The organism is Brevibacterium epidermidis NBRC 14811 (assembly GCF_001570805.1).
Classification (GTDB): Bacteria; Actinomycetota; Actinomycetes; order Actinomycetales; family Brevibacteriaceae; genus Brevibacterium; species Brevibacterium epidermidis.
Window position 1 is genome coordinate 571,597 of the sequence record NZ_BCSJ01000015.1, and the last position, 15,635, is coordinate 587,231.

The following is a 15,635-nucleotide window of genomic DNA, read 5'->3' on the forward strand; positions in this document are numbered from 1 at the left end:
GTTCCTGCTCATTTTCAGCAACTCCGGGCCAAACCTGATGTGGCTGGGTCAGGCAGTCAGCACTACCTTGCCCGTCGTCTTCCGGCCCTCCAGCGCACGATGCGCATCGACGGCATCGGCCAGCGCGAACGTGGCGCCGACGCGGAAATTCAGCCAGCCGTGTTCGATGCCGTTGAAGAGCATTGCCGAACGCTTCGCCAGCTCCTCCGAGCTGCGGACGAACCAGGCCAGCGACGGGCGGGAGAGGAAGATTCCGCCCGACGAGTTCAAGCGCTGAATGTCGAACGGCGGCACCTGGCCCGATGCTCCGCCGAAGAGCACCATCGAACCGAGCGGCTTGATCGAAGCCAACGAGGCATCGAACGTGTCTTTGCCGACCCCGTCGTATGCGACATCCACACCTTCATCGTCGGTGAGTTCCTTGACCTTCGCCGTGATGTCGACGCCCTCGCCGTAGAGGAAGACCTCATCGGCTCCGGCCTTGCGGGCGAGTTCCGCCTTCTCCTCGGTGCTCACGGTCGAGATGACATTGCCGCCCAAGTGCTTGATGATCTGCGTCAGCAGCAGGCCTACTCCGCCCGCCCCGGCATGGACGAGTGCCGTCTGTCCCGGCTTGATCTCATGCGAACTCGTCGCCAAATACTGCGCGGTCAGCCCCTGCAGCGGCATCGCGGCAGCCACCTCGGCGCTCACACCCTCCGGGACACGCAGCAGGTTGTCCGTGTTCACGACAACCTGAGTCGCATACGAACCAGGCGCCTCGTGCCAAGCGACACGGTCACCAACCTGCCAGGACTCGACGCCCTCGCCCACCTCGGCGATGCGACCGGTTCCCTCGGATCCGACGACATGCGGGTAGTCCATCGGATACACGCCCGAACGACGGTACGTATCGATGAAATTCACGCCCGCAGCCTCAACGTTGACGAGCACCTCGCCGGGGCCGGGCTTCGGAGTCTCGATCTCACCGAACTCAAGGACCTCCGGTCCACCAGCCTGCATCGCACGAACTGCCTGGGTCATAACGCCTCCTGCATATAAATTAATTGCCTGGTATGGTTATACATATGAACGATCTTACGGTTGCCGTCTCCGGTGCTACCGGATACGCCGGGGGAGAGGTCCTCCGGCTGCTGAGCACTCACCCTCACCTGAACGTCACCACGGTGTGCGGACATTCCACTGCAGGCGAGAAGCTTGGCCGACATCAACCCCATCTTGCCCGATATTCCGACTTCGTGGTCAAGGAGTCCACCGCCGAGGTGCTCGCCGGCCACGATGTCGTCATCCTCGCGCTCCCGCACGGTCAGTCCGGACAGATCGCCGCCGAGCTCGAATCCACGAGCCCCGACACCCTCATCGTCGACCTCGCCGCCGACCACCGCCTCATCAGCGCCGCCGCCTGGGAGAAGTTCTACGGCTCCGACCACCAGGGCACCTGGACCTACGGCCTGCCCGAACTCCTCACCGCCGACGGCACCAAACAGCGCGAGGCACTGAAGACCACGAAACGCATTGCCGTGCCCGGCTGCAACGTCACCGCCGTGACGCTCGGCCTCGCCCCGCTCATCCAAGCTGGCCTCGCAGCACCGACCGGGCTCAACGCCGTGCTCGCCAATGGCGTCTCCGGCGCGGGCAAGGCACTCAAGCCGCATCTCACCGCCGCAAAGATCCTCGGCAATGCCTCCCCGTACGGCACCGGCGGCACCCACCGGCACGTGCCCGAGATCGAACAGAACCTCAACGGAGTCCTCGGCGCCGACGCTGCCGACGGCCCCACCCGGATCTCCTTCACCCCGACACTCGTGCCCATGGCCCGAGGGATCCTCGCCACCATCACCGCCGACTTCGGGGATCGCATTTGGAAGGGAAAGCACGAGGAGATCACAGCGGAAGCAAGGGTGGAGCAGATTCGCCAAGCTTTCGATGATGCTTATGCCGACGAACCGTTCGTCCGCATCCTGCCCGACGGCCTCTGGCCGCAGACCGCTGCCACCACGGGATCGAACGTTGCGCAGATCCAGTTCACCGTCGACGAACGAGCCGAGAAGATCCTCATTGTCGTGGCACTGGACAACCTGGTCCGCGGCACGGCTGGACAAGCTATCCAATCCATCCACCTGGCCCTCGGTCTCGACGAGACCACCGCTCTTCCCCTCGAAGGAGTCGCCCCATGAGCGTCACCGCCCCACTCGGCTTCACCGCCGCCGGACTCACCGCCGGACTCAAGCCGTCTGGCACCAAAGACCTTTCACTCGTGGTCAACAACGGCCCCGACACCGCCGTCGCCGCCGTCTACACCTCCAACCGGTGCAAGGCCAACCCAGTCCTCTGGTCCCAGAATGCCTCCGCCAACGGGCAAGCCCGCGCCGTCGTCCTCAACTCCGGGGGAGCGAACTGCTACACCGGCGACTTCGGCTACGAGACAACGACCCTGACTGCGCAGACCACCGCCGAACTCCTCACCGACGCCGGCACCGACACGGTGCCTGAGGACGTACTCGTCTGCTCGACCGGACTCATCGGCGTCGGTGGGCAGGATTTCCGCGACTCGATTGTGACCAACCTCGCCCCGCTAGTCGCTGCAGCCGACACGAGCGTCGAATCCGGCCAAGCCGCCGCCGAAGCGATCATGACCACCGACACCGTGGCGAAGGTCGCCAGCCGCACCGGCTCCAGTGGGTACACGATCGGCGGCATGGCCAAAGGCGCAGGCATGCTCGCCCCAGGCCTGGCGACGATGCTCGTCGTCATCACCACAGATGCTGGTCTCGACCAGACCGTGCTCGACCGGGCTCTGCGGGCCTCGACGAGCCAGTCCTTCGACCGGCTCGACACCGACGGCTGCATGTCGACGAACGATACCGTCATCCTCATGTCCTCCGGTGCCCACGACGCCGATGTCGACGCGGAAGAATTCACCACCCTGCTCAAAGACGTCTGCCTCGACCTCATGCACCAACTCCACGTCGACGCCGAAGGCGCCCACCACGACATCGCCATCACCACCCGCGGAGCCGCCAGCGAAGCCGATGCCGTCGAAGTCTCCCGGTCGGTGGCACGTTCGTCCCTGTTCAAGGCCGCGATCTTCGGGGAGGACCCGAACTGGGGTCGCGTCGTCGCTCAGGTGGGAACCACCTCGGCGGATTTCGATCCCACACAGATCGACGTGATCATCAACGGCGTCCAAGTGTGCACGGCGTCGGGCCCCGACGAAGACCCCGCGAACGTGACGTTCGATCGCACAGTTGATGTGTCTATCGACCTTCACGCCGGAGACGACACCGCCACCGTGTGGACCTCGGACCTCACCCACGACTACGTCGAAGAGAACAGCGCCTACTCCTCATGAACAGCCCCGTAGACATGTCCACGAAATCCACGGCCGCCCGGCTCGCCGCCGCCCAGGTCAAGGCCGAAGCCCTGACCGAGGCGTTGCCCTGGATCAAGACCTTCGCCGGCGCCACGATCGTCATCAAATACGGCGGCAACGCCATGGTCTCCCCGGAGCTGCAGCAGTCCTTCGCCGATGACATCGCGTTCCTCCGCTTCGCCGGCATCCGCCCCGTCGTCGTCCACGGCGGCGGCCCCCAGATATCGGCCATGCTGAAACGTTTGGGCATCGAATCCGAGTTCAAAGCCGGGCAGCGCGTGACCACCGAGGAAGCCGCCGAGGTCATCCGCATGGTGCTGTCCGGCCAGGTCAACCGCGACATCGTGTCCCGGATCAACCAGAACGGCGACGCCGCGATCGGTCTGTCCGGTGAAGACGCGGACCTCCTCCTTGCGAACAGAACCACCGCCGAGGTGGACGGCGAGACAATCGACCTCGGCCGAGTGGGCGAGATCGCCCAGGTCAACACCACCGTGCTCACCGAACTCCTCGACGCCGGCCGGGTGCCCGTCATCTGCTCGATCGCCTCGGAGATCGGGGGAGAAGCGGGGAAGCCGCTCAACATCAATGCGGACCTGGCCGCCTCGGCGGTGGCGAAGGCGCTCAAGGCACACAAACTCATCATGCTCACCGATGTGCCCGGCCTCTACGCGAACTGGCCGGACACGTCCTCGCTCATCTCCCGCATCGACCCGGACAAGCTGCGCGAACTCCTGCCGTCGCTCGATTCGGGAATGATCCCGAAGATGACCGCGGCGCTCGAGGCGATCGAGCACGGAGTCAAGCAGGCTCACATCATCGACGGCCGGATGGCGCATTCCCTCCTCCTCGAGGTCTTCACCTCGGAGGGCATCGGCACCATGGTCGAAGACACCATCGTCGAACCCGCACCGCTGGGCGACGGGCACCAGGGGAACCCCGCCGAGGCGGCCCCGACGGATGGTTTGAACGCTAGCAACGACAGCAACGGAGGACGTTCATGACCGAGACGACCGATCAGGCTTCGACCGGGCAGGATTCCGATCAGGCGCAGACGTGGCGTGATGACTTCTCCCGTGTGCTGTCCCCGGTGTTCGGATCGCCGCAGCTCGACCTCGTCCGCGGTGAAGGCTCCTATGTGTGGGACGCCTCGGGCAAGAAATACCTCGACCTGCTCGCCGGCATCGCGGTCAACGCACTCGGCCACTGCCACCCGGCCTGGGTTAAGGCCATCACCGAACAGGCGTCGACACTCGGGCACATCTCGAACTTCTTCACCTCGCCGGCCCAGATCGGCCTGGCCGAGAAACTCCACGACGTCCTCCACCTGCCCGCCGGGTCCGCCGTGTTCTTCTCGAACTCGGGAACCGAAGCCAATGAGGCGGCCTTCAAGATGGCCCGCCGCGCCGCCGGCGGGGGACGGCCCTTCATCATCGCCGTCGAAGGCGCCTTCCACGGCCGCACCATGGGCGCCCTCGCACTGACCGCGAAAGCCGCCTACCGCGAACCCTTCGCACCCGGAGTCCCCGGAGTCGTCCACGTGCCCTATGGGGATGTCGAGGCCCTCGAGGCGGCCATCAACGAGAACACCGCTGCCGTGTTCATCGAACCCGTGCAGGGCGAGGTCGGTGTGCGAACGCATCCGGCCGGCTACCTCACTGCGGTGCGGGAACTGACGACGAAGGTCGGGGCGCTCATGATCCTCGACGAAGTGCAGTCGGGCATCGGCCGCACCGGTTCCTGGTTTGCTCACCAGGATCCCGAGATCGGTGAGGGCATCACCCCCGACATCATCACCTCGGCGAAGGGGCTCGGCGGCGGCATGCCGATCGGTGCCACCATCACCGTCGGGGACGCGAATACTGGTCTGCTCGAAGCCGGCCAGCACGGCACAACCTTCGGCGGCAACCCGATCGCCTGCGCGGCCGGACTCGCGGTCCTCGACACGATCGAGAAGGAACACCTCCTCAACCACGTCACCGAGACCAGCGACTGGCTGAAGGAACAGCTCGCAAAGATCGACGGCATCGGCGAGATCACCGGCAAGGGACTGTTGCTCGGGCTCGAACTGACAGCCGGTGCGTCAGGTGACAGCGCAGCAGGAGCCGCAGACGTTCAGGTCCCTGACTCGAAAGCTGTGGCCGCCCGTGCTCTCGAGGCCGGGTTCATCATCAATCCGGTCGCACCAGGACGCCTCCGCCTCGCCCCGCCGCTGACCATCACCACCGACGAACTCACCCCGTTCATCGATGCCCTGCCCGGCCTCATCACCGGCTGAGCCGCCCCGCGAACTCAGCGCTGTCGAGAAGCCAGAGTTCGCACGGAACGGCGGACCACCTCGGCGCCGGCATCACCCACCCCGACTTTCGAAGGACACGTTATGACACGCCACTTCCTCAAGGACACGGACCTCAGTCCGGCCGAACAGGCCGAGGTCCTCGACCTCGCCGTCGAACTCAAGGCCGCCCCCTACTCGCGGACCCCGCTGGCCGGCCCGCAGACCGCCGCGGTCATCTTCGACAAGACCTCGACGCGCACCCGGGTCTCATTCGCTGCCGGCATCGCCGCACTCGGCGGGCAGCCGCTCATCATCAACCCCGGTGAGGCGCAACTCGGACACAAGGAATCGATCGCCGACACCGCGCAGGTGATGTCGCGGATGGTCTCGGCGATCATCTGGCGCACCTACGCCCAGGCCGGGCTCGAAGAGATGGCCGAGCATTCCTCCGTGCCCGTCATCAACTCACTGTCCGATGACTTCCACCCCTGCCAGATACTGGCCGACCTGCTCACCATCCGCGAACACCGTGGGGACGTGGCTGGCCAGACCATGACGTACTTCGGCGATGGGGCGAACAATATGGCCAACTCCTACGCCCTCGGCGGAGTCAACGCCGGAATGCACGTGCGCATCGCAGCACCGGCCGATTATCAGCCGGCCGCGGAGATCGTTGCCGGGGCCGAGGCACTCGCCGCCCAGACCGGGGGATCGCTCACCGTCACCGACGACCCCGTTGCCGCCGCGACCGGTGCCGACGTCCTCGTCACCGATACCTGGGTATCCATGGGTCAGGACTCTGCCGGACGCGTCGACGAGGCCTCTCCGTTCACGAAGTTCCAGGTCAACCAGGAACTCATGAACCTTGGCAACGACGCGATCTTCCTCCACTGCCTGCCCGCCTACCGCGGCAAAGAGGTCACGGCCGAGGTCATCGACGGCCCCGCCTCGGTGGTCTTCGACGAAGCCGAGAACCGCCTCCACGCGCAGAAGGCACTCATGACCTTCCTCCTGGAGCGATGATGGCCGAGACGAACAACAGCGCGCCGCTGACGAAGACCGCCCGACAGCAGAAGATCATCGATCTCATCACCCGCCAATCCGTGCGAAGCCAGATCGAACTCGCCGAGGCGCTCGCGACGCAGGGCATCACCGTCACCCAGGCGACCCTGTCGCGCGATCTCGCCGAGGTGGGGGCCGTGAAGATCCGATCCACCGCGGGATCCGTCTACGCCGTTCCCGGTGAGGGCGGGGACCGATCCCTGCAGCAGTCGACGGGGGAGAGCCTCGACGCGAAGCTGCCGCGGATCCTCGAGGAACTGCTCGTCTCCGCGGTCTCCCAGGACAATACTGTCGTTCTGCGCACCCCGCCGGGAGCCGCGCAGTATCTGGCCTCGGCGATCGACCGGTCGTCGATGGTCGGCATCTTCGGCACATTGGCCGGCGACGACACCGTGCTTGTCATCGCCGATGCGGCAGTCGGGGGAGCGGCCGTGGCCGAAACCTTCCTCGATTACGCCGCCGGCGGACTGGCCGAGGGGTGAACATCTTTCGGCGCGCTCTGGAGCCGGGCGCGCTGCCTCGGTGGGAATCCACGGGACGGGAATCCACGGGACGGACGGCCGCCTCGGCGAGGGAAAACTGGAACAATGACAACTGAGTTTCATCATTTCAATGAACGGACCGGCGCATCCGTGCTGGTGGGAAAGGACGATCTGTGAGCGAACGACTGAGCCTGTGGGGCGGACGATTCTCCGACGGTCCCGCCGACGCGCTGGCCGCGCTGAGCAAGTCCACGGACTTCGACTGGCGCCTGGCGAAGTACGACATCGCCGGGTCCAAGGCCCACGCGAAGGTCCTCCACCACGCGGGACTGCTCTCCGATGACGAGCTGACCGGGATGCATTCGGCGCTTGACGAGCTGCTGCGCCGAGTCGAATCCGGCGAATACGTGGCTGCCGAATCCGATGAGGACGTGCATTCGTCGCTCGAGCGCGGACTCATCGAGATTGCGGGGCCCGAGCTCGGCGGGAAGCTGCGTGCCGGGCGGTCCCGCAATGACCAGATCGCGACGATGGGTCGGATGTACCTGCGCGACCATGCTCGTGAGGTCGCCGGTCTCGTCCTCGACACCGTCGAGGTGCTCATCGCTCAGGCGGAAGAGCACCCCGAGGCGCCGATGCCCGGACGCACCCACCTTCAGCACGCTCAGCCGGTTCTGTTGGCCCACCATCTGCTTGCCCACGCGTGGCCGCTGCTGCGCGATGTTGCTCGGTTCGTCGATTTCGATGCGCGAGCCGGAGTGTCTGCCTATGGTTCGGGCGCTCTGGCCGGATCGTCGTTGGGGCTCGATCCGCAGGCTGTGGCCGCAGACCTCGGGTTCAACGATTCGGTGGAGAACTCCATCGACGGCACCGCGTCCCGCGATGTTTTCGCCGAGTACCTGTTCATCACGACGATGATCGGCATCGATCTGTCCCGCCTGTCTGAGGAGGTCATTGCATGGGCGACGAAGGAGTTCTCGTTCGTCACCCTGCATGACGCGTACTCGACGGGGTCGTCGATCATGCCGCAGAAGAAGAATCCCGACGTCGCCGAGCTCACTCGCGGCAAGTCTGGTCGCCTCATCGGTGATCTCACCGGTCTGCTGTCGACGCTCAAGGCGCTGCCGTTGGCGTACAACCGGGATCTGCAGGAGGACAAGGAGCCGGTCTTCGACGCCACCGATACGCTCGAGCTGCTGCTGCCGGCGTTCACCGGGATGGTCGCGACGCTGAAGTTCGATACCGAGCGGATGGCGTATCTGGCTCCGCGCGGGTTCGCGCTGGCCACGGACATCGCCGAGTGGCTCGTGCGTGAGGGTGTGCCGTTCCGTGTGGCACATGAGCTCTCGGGCGCGTGCGTGCAGCTGGCCGAGTCGCGGGACGTCGAGCTGTGGGATCTGAGCGATGAGGACTTCGCGGGAATCTCGGAGCACCTGACACCGGCTGTGCGTGAGGTGCTCACGACGCTCGGTTCGATCGATTCGCGCAACGCCAAGGGCGGTACGGCTCGCTCGGCTGTCGAGGCGCAGATCGCCAACGCGAAGGCTGAGGTCACCCGCCTGCGCGAGTTCGCAGGTTCGGCTCGCAGCGTGTGAGGGGCTGAGCAACCAGACAGCGATCTCAGGTCAGTGCCCGGGCAAGCGGAGAGGATCCGTTTGTCCGGGCAACGGCTTTGCATAGCAATACCCTCAGCGGGATGCCGGGGCATTCGACGGTGAACGATCCGGTGCTTCAGATCTTCTCGGCGTCGAGCTCTTTACTCAGCCGAGTGATCTGAGCATTGAGGTATCTCTGCTCAGGGACATTCGTGCACAGCCTGCTGGCGGTCCGGTAGGCGGCCAGCGCCTCTGCGAGATCTCCGAGGGCTTCCAACATCGGCGCCCGCACGGCGAAGAGCCGGTGACTGCGACTCATTCGCTTGTCCGCGAGGAGGGGCTCGAGCATCTCAAGGGCGGCGCGTGGACCGTGGACCTCGCTGACGGCCACCGCATAATTCAGGGTGACAGTCGGAGACGGAGCGACGCGCGCGAGCATCGAGTAGAGCTCGACGATCTGAGCCCAGTCGGTCTCCTCCCAGGTCGATGCCTCGGAGTGAACAGCAGAGATCGCAGCCTGCAGCTGATACGCACCGACCGGTCCGGTCGGGAGTACAGTCTCCAAAAGTCTGACCCCTTCGGAGATCATCTTCGCATTCCACCGCGTGCGATCCTGATCGCGCAGAGTCACCAATTCGCCGGTTGGGTTCCTGCGGCCCGGTCGACGTGCCTCGCTGAGCAACATGAGCGCGAGCAATCCGGCAGTCTCGGTCTCATCGGGCAGCGATGCATGGAGTAGCCGAGCCAACCTGAGTGCCTCGGACGTGACTTCCCTGTCGAAGAGGTCCTTACCGTTCAGGCGGCTGTGCCCGGCGGTAAACATGAGATAGAGGGCATGAAGCATCGCGGGAAGGCGGTCAGTCGCCGTGTCCGGATGTGGGAAATGCCGTCCGTGCTGGTCGATCGTCGTCTTCGCACGGCTGATCCTCTGCCCCGCTGTCGCGGACGGAATGAAATACAGCGCAGCGATCTGTTCTGTGCTCAGCCCGAGGACCGCCCGCAACGCCAAGGTCACCTGAGCCTCAGGTTTGAGCGACGGATGGCAGCACAGAGCGAGCACCTCAAGCGAGGAATCACGGTCCTCGACGGCCGCCTCGGCGATGGGGGACTCATCGGGATGATCACGCGCGAACACCCGTCGTTCGCGCTCGAGGCGCGCACCGTCCTGACGTTTGGCATCGATAAGCCGGCGGGACGCCACCCGCAATAGCCAACCTCGAGGCTTGTTCGGCACTCCTGCCGACGGCCACTGCTGAGACGCTTCGAGCAGAGCTTCTTGAACGGCGTCCTCACATGCGGCGAAATCACCGAATCGCCTCATCAGAGCAGCGAGGATGTGCGGCGTCTCGCGGCGCCACACATCCTCACCGGTCGTCATCGTCATTCGCCGTCGTCACCGAAGACCATGACCGGTCGCAGTTCCACCGTCTCCCCGGGACCGGCGAAACCGGCGGCGATCTCCTCGGCGCGCTCCTGCGATTCGACGTCGATCGAGAAGAATCCAGCGAGGTGTTCTTTCGACTCTGCGTAGGGACCATCGGTAGATGTCGGCTCACCTGACTTCCAGCGGTAGAGCATGGAGGCGGCAGGGTCGCCGAGGGCCTCGCCACCGAGCAGTTCGCCGCGTTCCTGGAGCTCGCCCAACAGCTTTTCGAAGTCGGAGTCCATCTTCTCCCGCTGTTCCTTAGGCAGGGCCTGAACCTCGGCAACATAGTCGCCGGTGGGATGGCCCCAGGGCTGCGGATTCGAATGGATCAGGATCACGTACTTCATTGTTTTGCCTTTCATCGAGGACCGCCTCTCGGCCCTTCTAGTGTGACATCGAGGCTGAATCACGGATTTCGACAACTGGGCGAAACTTTCTTGAGTTGGATCTCGCGGCATGGCTCCGGCGGCGCAGTCCGCAATGAGCAATGTCATTCGAGCAGTGGCACAACATGTACAAGATGTACAGTTACGGCATGATTTCAGTGACGATGTCCGAATTCCGCAACCAGCAGAGCAGCCTCATCGCTGCCGTGCAGCGCGAGCCTGTCGAGATTACTTCCCGTGGGGCCGTCCGGCGCGCGGTAGTTGTTTCTCCCGACTTCTATGATCGATCTCTCCGGGCTCTCGAAGATCAGGCTGATGTGCGGGCCGCCGCTGCGGCTCGACAAGAGAGCGGACGAGTGTCTCAGGAAGAACTGGAGCAAGAACTCGGGCTCTGAGCCATAACAGTGACCTACTCGATCAGCTACGTGCCTTCAGCGGCTAAGACACCGCGCAAACTTGATCGGCCTATTGCGCGTCGATTAGTCGCGTCGATCAAGGAGCTGTCCGAAGATCCACGCACTCCAGGACGCATTCAGCTGAAAGGCGGTTCCGGCGAGTTCAGATTCGGGTCGGAGATTATCGTGTGATTTACGACGTCATTGATGACGAGTTGGTCGTGCTGGTGCTCCACCTTGGACACCGCCGCGAGGTCAATCTGTGAAAGGTGAGAGCAGGTCTCGCACGCGGAACGGAGTAGGCCCGCCGCGCCCGAGGGGTTGAGCCAGTCGGCTTAATGCAGGATGGCCGCGCATAAGACTCAAAGCAGAGCACAAACCCGTGAGAGAAATGAACATGCATTCGCAATTAGTCATCAAAACCTAAAGTTTAGTGTTGGTGGGGAACGTGATTCAAGCTAGATCGGGAACTTAGACGAGCTGAACCCTATTCATGGTTTAGCGGTGTTCGTGAAACTATTTGTTCTATAGCTCTTTGGGTTTAGCTGAGAAGGCGACGTTAGTTGCGCCTGTTATTCCGGTGCCGGTGCGGATGATGTTACCGATTTAATGCTTGCGGGCCTTAACTGGACGAGCTTTGTTTAGAATTTCTGCCGGACCGTCATCTGGAAAGGCGAGCATGACGACTAGGAAGCATATCGTTAAAAGGGTTGTCGTGCCCCAGATCCACAAGGGGAGAGCGGATTCTGTAGTAAAAAATTCGATGGCAAATGTGCAAATGAAGGCGAAGGGGCCCACTATGAAGAATATTAGTAGAAGGTTTCCGCGTGTATCTGAGTACTTGAGGTTTTGATCCTTCAGGTATTGTTCAACGGCTTGGGTGCGCTGACCCTCCCATGATCGTATGTCTGCATAGACTAGTTGCAGCCACTCACTCCGGATCTCGCTAATTGTGTGCTTTAGTTTTATCGGAACCGATACAGATTTGCCTCGCACAGTTCTAAGCCTATGATTCCAATTATACTTTCGAAAGGGATCATTGGGGTCACGGGCGTCAATCTCTTGTCGCGATGCGTGAAGGTTGCTGGGTCGTATCCGAGAGTTTGGAAAATTGCCGATTGCAGTGAGTTCGCTTATTGCGGCTTTCCGACGGGCCGCAAGCTCTTTTGGAATCTTTCGAGTCGGTGGACGCGGAATATTCCACACTCCTGGGATTGTTCCATCTGAATTTTCCGAAAAATGCTTTCGAGGTGCCGAATCAGCCATAATTAGATGCTTCTGGGTTAGATGCTAGGATGCAAGCTGTAAGAATGGTAACATCATCTGATCGATGATTCAGTTGCGTCCTCGGTCCTAAGGTTAGTAGCCAGAATGTCTGAACGCCGTATCATTTGCTGTTTCTCTTTATGAGATCGAGCTGGGTCGCTCCTGTTTGTTATGAGGAGTAGTATCTCGCCTCCTCGGCGAGCACGTAGAATTGACCCCGTCGGCTCCGCGCCGGCACAGACCATAGATTCGAAAGGACCGAAGTGACCGACATCTTCAGCGAACTCAAGGCCCGCGGGCTCGTCGCAGTTTCTACGGACGAGACCGCCCTGCAGAAAGCCCTGGCCGAGGAGTCGCTGACCTATTATGTCGGTTTCGATCCGACGGCCCCGAGCCTGCACATGGGCAACCTCGTCCAGCTGCTCACCGCCGCCCGCCTCCAGCAGGCCGGACACAACCCGCTGGCCCTCGTCGGCGGCGCCACCGGCCTCATCGGCGATCCCCGCATGTCGGGGGAGCGGACGCTCAACCCACGTGAGGTCGTCGAGGAATGGGTGGCGAAGATTCGCACCCAGGTCGAGAAGTTCCTCGACTTCGACGGTCCCAACGCCGCCCAGATCGTCAACAACCTCGACTGGACTTCGCAGCTGTCGGCCATCGACTTCCTCCGTGACATCGGCAAGCACTTCCCGGTCAACCGGATGCTCGCGAAGGAATCCGTCTCCGCGCGCCTCAACAGCGAAGCCGGCATCTCCTTCACCGAGTTCTCGTACCAGATCCTCCAGGGCAACGACTACCTCGAACTCAACCGCCGCTACGGCTGCTCCCTGCAGACCGGCGGCTCCGACCAGTGGGGCAACCTCACCTCGGGCGTCGACCTCATCCGTCGCGTCGAGCAGAAGTCCGTTCACGCCCTGGCTACCCCGCTGATCACGAAGGCCGACGGCACGAAGTTCGGCAAGACAGAATCCGGCACCGTGTGGCTCGATTCGTCGCTGACCAGCCCGTACGCCTTCAGTCAGTTCTGGCTCAACGCCGACGACCGCGACGTGGTGAAGTACCTCAAGGTGTTCTCGCTGCGCCCGCTCGACGAGATCGAAGCCATCGAAGCCGAGTTCACTGCTGCCCCGCACACCCGTGTAGCGCAGAAGGCCCTCGCCGAGGATGTCACCACCTTGGTCCACGGGCGCCAGGCTTACGAACAGGCCATCGCCGCGGCCTCCGCCCTCTTCGGCGGGGGAGAGCTCACCGGCCTTGATTCGTCGACGCTGGGTGCGGCAACTTCCGAGCTGCCGCGGGGTGAGGTGTCGACGGCCCAGCTGGCCGAAGGCCTGCCTGTTGCCGATGCGTTCGTCGCTTCCGGCATCGTCAAGTCCAAGGGTGAGGCTCGCCGTGCCATCAAGGACGGGGGAGCGTACGTCAACAACGTCAAGGTCGCCGACCAGGAGCAGACCCTGTCTTCCGATGATGTGCTCTCGACAGAAGCTGGAGGAGTCGTCCTCCTGCGCCGAGGCAAGAAGACCCTCGGTGCTGTCGACATCGTCGGCTGAGCAGCCTCCGTCATTGATAATGCCGTGTCCTCCGCACCCGGAGGGCGCGGCATTGTCGTATTCACGACAGTTGGGACCGTTCGACAACGGAAAACCTTGTCATCGACGAATACAAGAGGCCGCATTGTAGAGGCGGCTTCAGCGGCAGCCTTGCGGCCAACGGAACGCGGTCAATCAGCGTGCGCTCCGGCAGCCGGCGGTCAACCGGACTGGCGATGTGGGGCCATCACCATGGAAAAGCATGCGGTCATCGAGCAGACTGGCAGATGACGGATAACCGAACGAATACCGACTGACGAACGCACGAGGAGATCATGCGCACCCTGCTCAACATCATCTGGTTCATCTTCTCCGGCCTCTGGCTGGCACTCGGATACTGGGCCGCCGGCATCATCGCCTGCATCTTCATCGTCACCATCCCGTGGGGAATCGCGTCCTTCCGCATCGGCAACTACGCACTCTGGCCCTTCGGCCGCGAGGTCATCGAAACCCGCCCGGCGGGAGTGGCGACCACCTTGGGCAACATCATCTGGCTTATCGTCGCCGGTGTCTGGCTCGCTATAGGACATGTCGTCACCTCGATCCCGCTGTTCATCTCGATCATCGGCATCCCGCTCGGCTGGGCGAACATCAAACTCATCCCCGTCTCGCTCATGCCCCTGGGCAAGAAGATCGTCGACAGCGACCAGCTCATGCCTGGCTACCGCGGAGCCTGAACCAACGGATTAAGAGGTCTGCTCCTCGAGTTCCTCGAGAGAGATGCTGCCTTTGCGTACTGCCCAGAGCACACGGCGAGTGCGTACGATCCGAGGCAGGGTGATGATCAGCAGCCCACCGAGCATGTTGAACGGGATCACGATTCCGAACCACTGCAGGAAATCAAGGATCGAAATGTCCGCGCCCGCCATCATGGCGGCGAAGATGACGATCGCATTGATGGCTCCGTGCAACATGCTCGCTCCGATCACCAGCAAGCCGGTGATCATACAGACGATTGCCTTGACGACGTCATTCGACGTTCCCTGTTGCATGCGAGTCGACAAAGTGATCGTCGCGCCGGCCAGAAGCGAGAGGGAGAGCATGACGATGAGCGAGGACTGATTGATATAGCTGAGCGCCATATCCGCAACCGTTTTGTGGTAATCGGGGAGGGCGATGACGATCAGCCAGGCGAAGACCGCACCGCCGACCAGGTTCGTCACGAGAGTCGTCAGCCAGAGGCGGAACACCTGGATCCAATTCGCCTGGCCGGCGATGACGGCGTTGATCGGAAGAAGGAACTCTTCGGTGAATAGCTCCGAATGCGCCAGCTTCAAAGCCAATAGGCCGATGCCGAACGCCAACCCCGCGAGAATCTCCGACCCGGTCGTTTGCTTGACGAGCACCATGGCCAAGATGCCGAGCCCGACATCGATGCCGCCGAAGAGCCCGGTGACGATGAGTTCCGGCCACTTCCGATTGAGCCGCTTTGCACCTTCCGAGACGGTATTGGCCGCCTCGTCGATGAGGGCGTCTTCGAGATCGAGGTCGTTGCGGCCGAGACGTTCCCGCTGCTCCTTCTGAGTCATTCCGTCAGTGTAGGGGTCGGGACACGCTCAAACGCTGGGAATCACCTGCATGGTGAGCACAATCGTCTTCCGCCGGCGAGAGCCCGGCGGGAAGCCGGAACCGTGCAGCCGTGCCTTCGGAAGTGGGCGGGAAACAGGGCATTTGCGGCCAGTGACGGGTGTCACAGCGGAATTTCCGCTTTCGAGTTGCACGGGCGGTGTGGGGTGGTCTAGAGTTATATCTCGTTGCCCCGCCGGAAACAACGTCTACAGGA

15 protein-coding genes are annotated in these 15,635 nt (G+C 62.9%); 11 read left to right on the forward strand and 4 right to left on the reverse strand.

The features are described 5' to 3' along the window. Nucleotides 1-48: 48 nt before the first annotated feature. Nucleotides 49-1,023 (reverse strand): quinone oxidoreductase family protein, encoded by a 975-nt coding sequence (locus BEP01S_RS13760; RefSeq protein ID WP_062244230.1) that lies wholly within the window; start codon nucleotides 1,021-1,023, stop codon nucleotides 49-51. A 44-nt stretch (nucleotides 1,024-1,067) separates the two neighbouring features. Here BEP01S_RS13760 and argC point away from each other — a divergent pair, with 44 nt between their 5' ends. From argC to argH, 7 genes are all read left to right on the forward strand, one after another. Next, nucleotides 1,068-2,177 (forward strand): N-acetyl-gamma-glutamyl-phosphate reductase, encoded by a 1,110-nt coding sequence (gene argC, locus BEP01S_RS13765; protein WP_083532723.1) that lies wholly within the window; start codon nucleotides 1,068-1,070, stop codon nucleotides 2,175-2,177. Next, nucleotides 2,174-3,352 (forward strand): bifunctional glutamate N-acetyltransferase/amino-acid acetyltransferase ArgJ, encoded by a 1,179-nt coding sequence (gene argJ, locus BEP01S_RS13770; protein WP_062244235.1) that lies wholly within the window; start codon nucleotides 2,174-2,176, stop codon nucleotides 3,350-3,352. The genes argC and argJ overlap by 4 nt, the downstream gene beginning before the upstream one ends. 14 nt (nucleotides 3,353-3,366) lie before the next feature. Next, complete coding sequence (gene argB / locus BEP01S_RS13775) at nucleotides 3,367-4,377, forward strand: acetylglutamate kinase (RefSeq protein WP_062244238.1); 1,011 nt, start codon at nucleotides 3,367-3,369, stop codon at nucleotides 4,375-4,377. Continuing rightward, complete coding sequence (locus BEP01S_RS13780; protein WP_062244241.1) at nucleotides 4,374-5,651, forward strand: acetylornithine transaminase; 1,278 nt, start codon at nucleotides 4,374-4,376, stop codon at nucleotides 5,649-5,651. The genes argB and BEP01S_RS13780 overlap by 4 nt, the downstream gene beginning before the upstream one ends. A 102-nt stretch (nucleotides 5,652-5,753) precedes the next feature. Beyond that, nucleotides 5,754-6,674, forward strand: a complete 921-nt coding sequence (gene argF, locus BEP01S_RS13785) for an ornithine carbamoyltransferase (RefSeq protein WP_062244244.1) — start codon at nucleotides 5,754-5,756, stop codon at nucleotides 6,672-6,674. After that, on the forward strand, nucleotides 6,674-7,195 hold the full coding sequence (locus BEP01S_RS13790) for an arginine repressor (protein WP_083532725.1): 522 nt from the start codon (nucleotides 6,674-6,676) through the stop codon (nucleotides 7,193-7,195). The genes argF and BEP01S_RS13790 overlap by 1 nt, the downstream gene beginning before the upstream one ends. A 173-nt stretch (nucleotides 7,196-7,368) precedes the next feature. After that, complete coding sequence (gene argH / locus BEP01S_RS13795) at nucleotides 7,369-8,790, forward strand: argininosuccinate lyase (protein WP_062244249.1); 1,422 nt, start codon at nucleotides 7,369-7,371, stop codon at nucleotides 8,788-8,790. 136 nt (nucleotides 8,791-8,926) lie between these two features. Here the strand turns inward: argH and BEP01S_RS13800 are convergent, their stop codons facing one another. Both BEP01S_RS13800 and BEP01S_RS13805 read right to left on the reverse strand, forming a co-directional pair. Beyond that, entirely contained in the window at nucleotides 8,927-10,174 is a 1,248-nt protein-coding gene (locus BEP01S_RS13800) for an RNA polymerase sigma factor (RefSeq protein WP_062244252.1), read from the reverse strand. Next, entirely contained in the window at nucleotides 10,171-10,563 is a 393-nt protein-coding gene (locus tag BEP01S_RS13805; protein ID WP_062244254.1) for a YciI family protein, read from the reverse strand. The genes BEP01S_RS13800 and BEP01S_RS13805 overlap by 4 nt, the downstream gene beginning before the upstream one ends. Before the next feature lie 140 nt (nucleotides 10,564-10,703). Between BEP01S_RS13805 and BEP01S_RS13810 the strand changes: the two genes are divergently transcribed. The 4 genes from BEP01S_RS13810 (at nucleotide 10,704) to BEP01S_RS13820 (ending at nucleotide 14,529) form a co-directional block, all read left to right on the forward strand. Then, nucleotides 10,704-10,997 carry a type II toxin-antitoxin system Phd/YefM family antitoxin gene (locus BEP01S_RS13810; protein WP_306306268.1) on the forward strand — a complete coding sequence of 98 codons (294 nt, stop codon included), beginning with the start codon at nucleotides 10,704-10,706 and terminating at the stop codon, nucleotides 10,995-10,997. A gap of 188 nt (nucleotides 10,998-11,185) precedes the next feature. Further along, nucleotides 11,186-11,263, forward strand: coding sequence for a type II toxin-antitoxin system RelE family toxin (locus tag BEP01S_RS17170; protein ID WP_244882250.1), 78 nt, complete (start codon nucleotides 11,186-11,188; stop codon nucleotides 11,261-11,263). A gap of 1,263 nt (nucleotides 11,264-12,526) precedes the next feature. Beyond that, nucleotides 12,527-13,813, forward strand: coding sequence for a tyrosine--tRNA ligase (gene tyrS / locus BEP01S_RS13815; RefSeq protein WP_062244257.1), 1,287 nt, complete (start codon nucleotides 12,527-12,529; stop codon nucleotides 13,811-13,813). 314 nt (nucleotides 13,814-14,127) lie between these two features. Next, a complete protein-coding gene (locus BEP01S_RS13820) occupies nucleotides 14,128-14,529 on the forward strand; it encodes a YccF domain-containing protein (protein WP_039206779.1) in 402 nt (133 codons plus the stop codon). A gap of 9 nt (nucleotides 14,530-14,538) precedes the next feature. Here BEP01S_RS13820 and BEP01S_RS13825 read toward each other — a convergent pair whose 3' ends face one another. Beyond that, on the reverse strand, nucleotides 14,539-15,381 hold the full coding sequence (locus BEP01S_RS13825; RefSeq protein WP_062244259.1) for a formate/nitrite transporter family protein: 843 nt from the start codon (nucleotides 15,379-15,381) through the stop codon (nucleotides 14,539-14,541). Between the last annotated feature and the right edge of the window lie 254 nt (nucleotides 15,382-15,635).

Bases quoted from the DNA above. Each gene is read 5' to 3' on its own strand.
- BEP01S_RS13760 (WP_062244230.1), bottom strand. From the start codon at position 1,023: ATGACCCAGGCAGTTCGTGCGATGCAGGCTGGTGGACCGGAGGTCCTT.
- argC (WP_083532723.1), top strand. From the start codon at position 1,068: ATGAACGATCTTACGGTTGCCGTCTCCGGTGCTACCGGATACGCCGGG.
- argJ (WP_062244235.1), top strand. From the start codon at position 2,174: ATGAGCGTCACCGCCCCACTCGGCTTCACCGCCGCCGGACTCACCGCC.
- argB (WP_062244238.1), top strand. From the start codon at position 3,367: ATGTCCACGAAATCCACGGCCGCCCGGCTCGCCGCCGCCCAGGTCAAG.
- BEP01S_RS13780 (WP_062244241.1), top strand. From the start codon at position 4,374: ATGACCGAGACGACCGATCAGGCTTCGACCGGGCAGGATTCCGATCAG.
- argF (WP_062244244.1), top strand. From the start codon at position 5,754: ATGACACGCCACTTCCTCAAGGACACGGACCTCAGTCCGGCCGAACAG.
- BEP01S_RS13790 (WP_083532725.1), top strand. From the start codon at position 6,674: ATGGCCGAGACGAACAACAGCGCGCCGCTGACGAAGACCGCCCGACAG.
- BEP01S_RS13800 (WP_062244252.1), bottom strand. From the start codon at position 10,174: ATGACGATGACGACCGGTGAGGATGTGTGGCGCCGCGAGACGCCGCAC.
- BEP01S_RS13805 (WP_062244254.1), bottom strand. From the start codon at position 10,563: ATGAAGTACGTGATCCTGATCCATTCGAATCCGCAGCCCTGGGGCCAT.
- BEP01S_RS13810 (WP_306306268.1), top strand. From the start codon at position 10,704: ATGTCATTCGAGCAGTGGCACAACATGTACAAGATGTACAGTTACGGC.
- BEP01S_RS13820 (WP_039206779.1), top strand. From the start codon at position 14,128: ATGCGCACCCTGCTCAACATCATCTGGTTCATCTTCTCCGGCCTCTGG.
- BEP01S_RS13825 (WP_062244259.1), bottom strand. From the start codon at position 15,381: ATGACTCAGAAGGAGCAGCGGGAACGTCTCGGCCGCAACGACCTCGAT.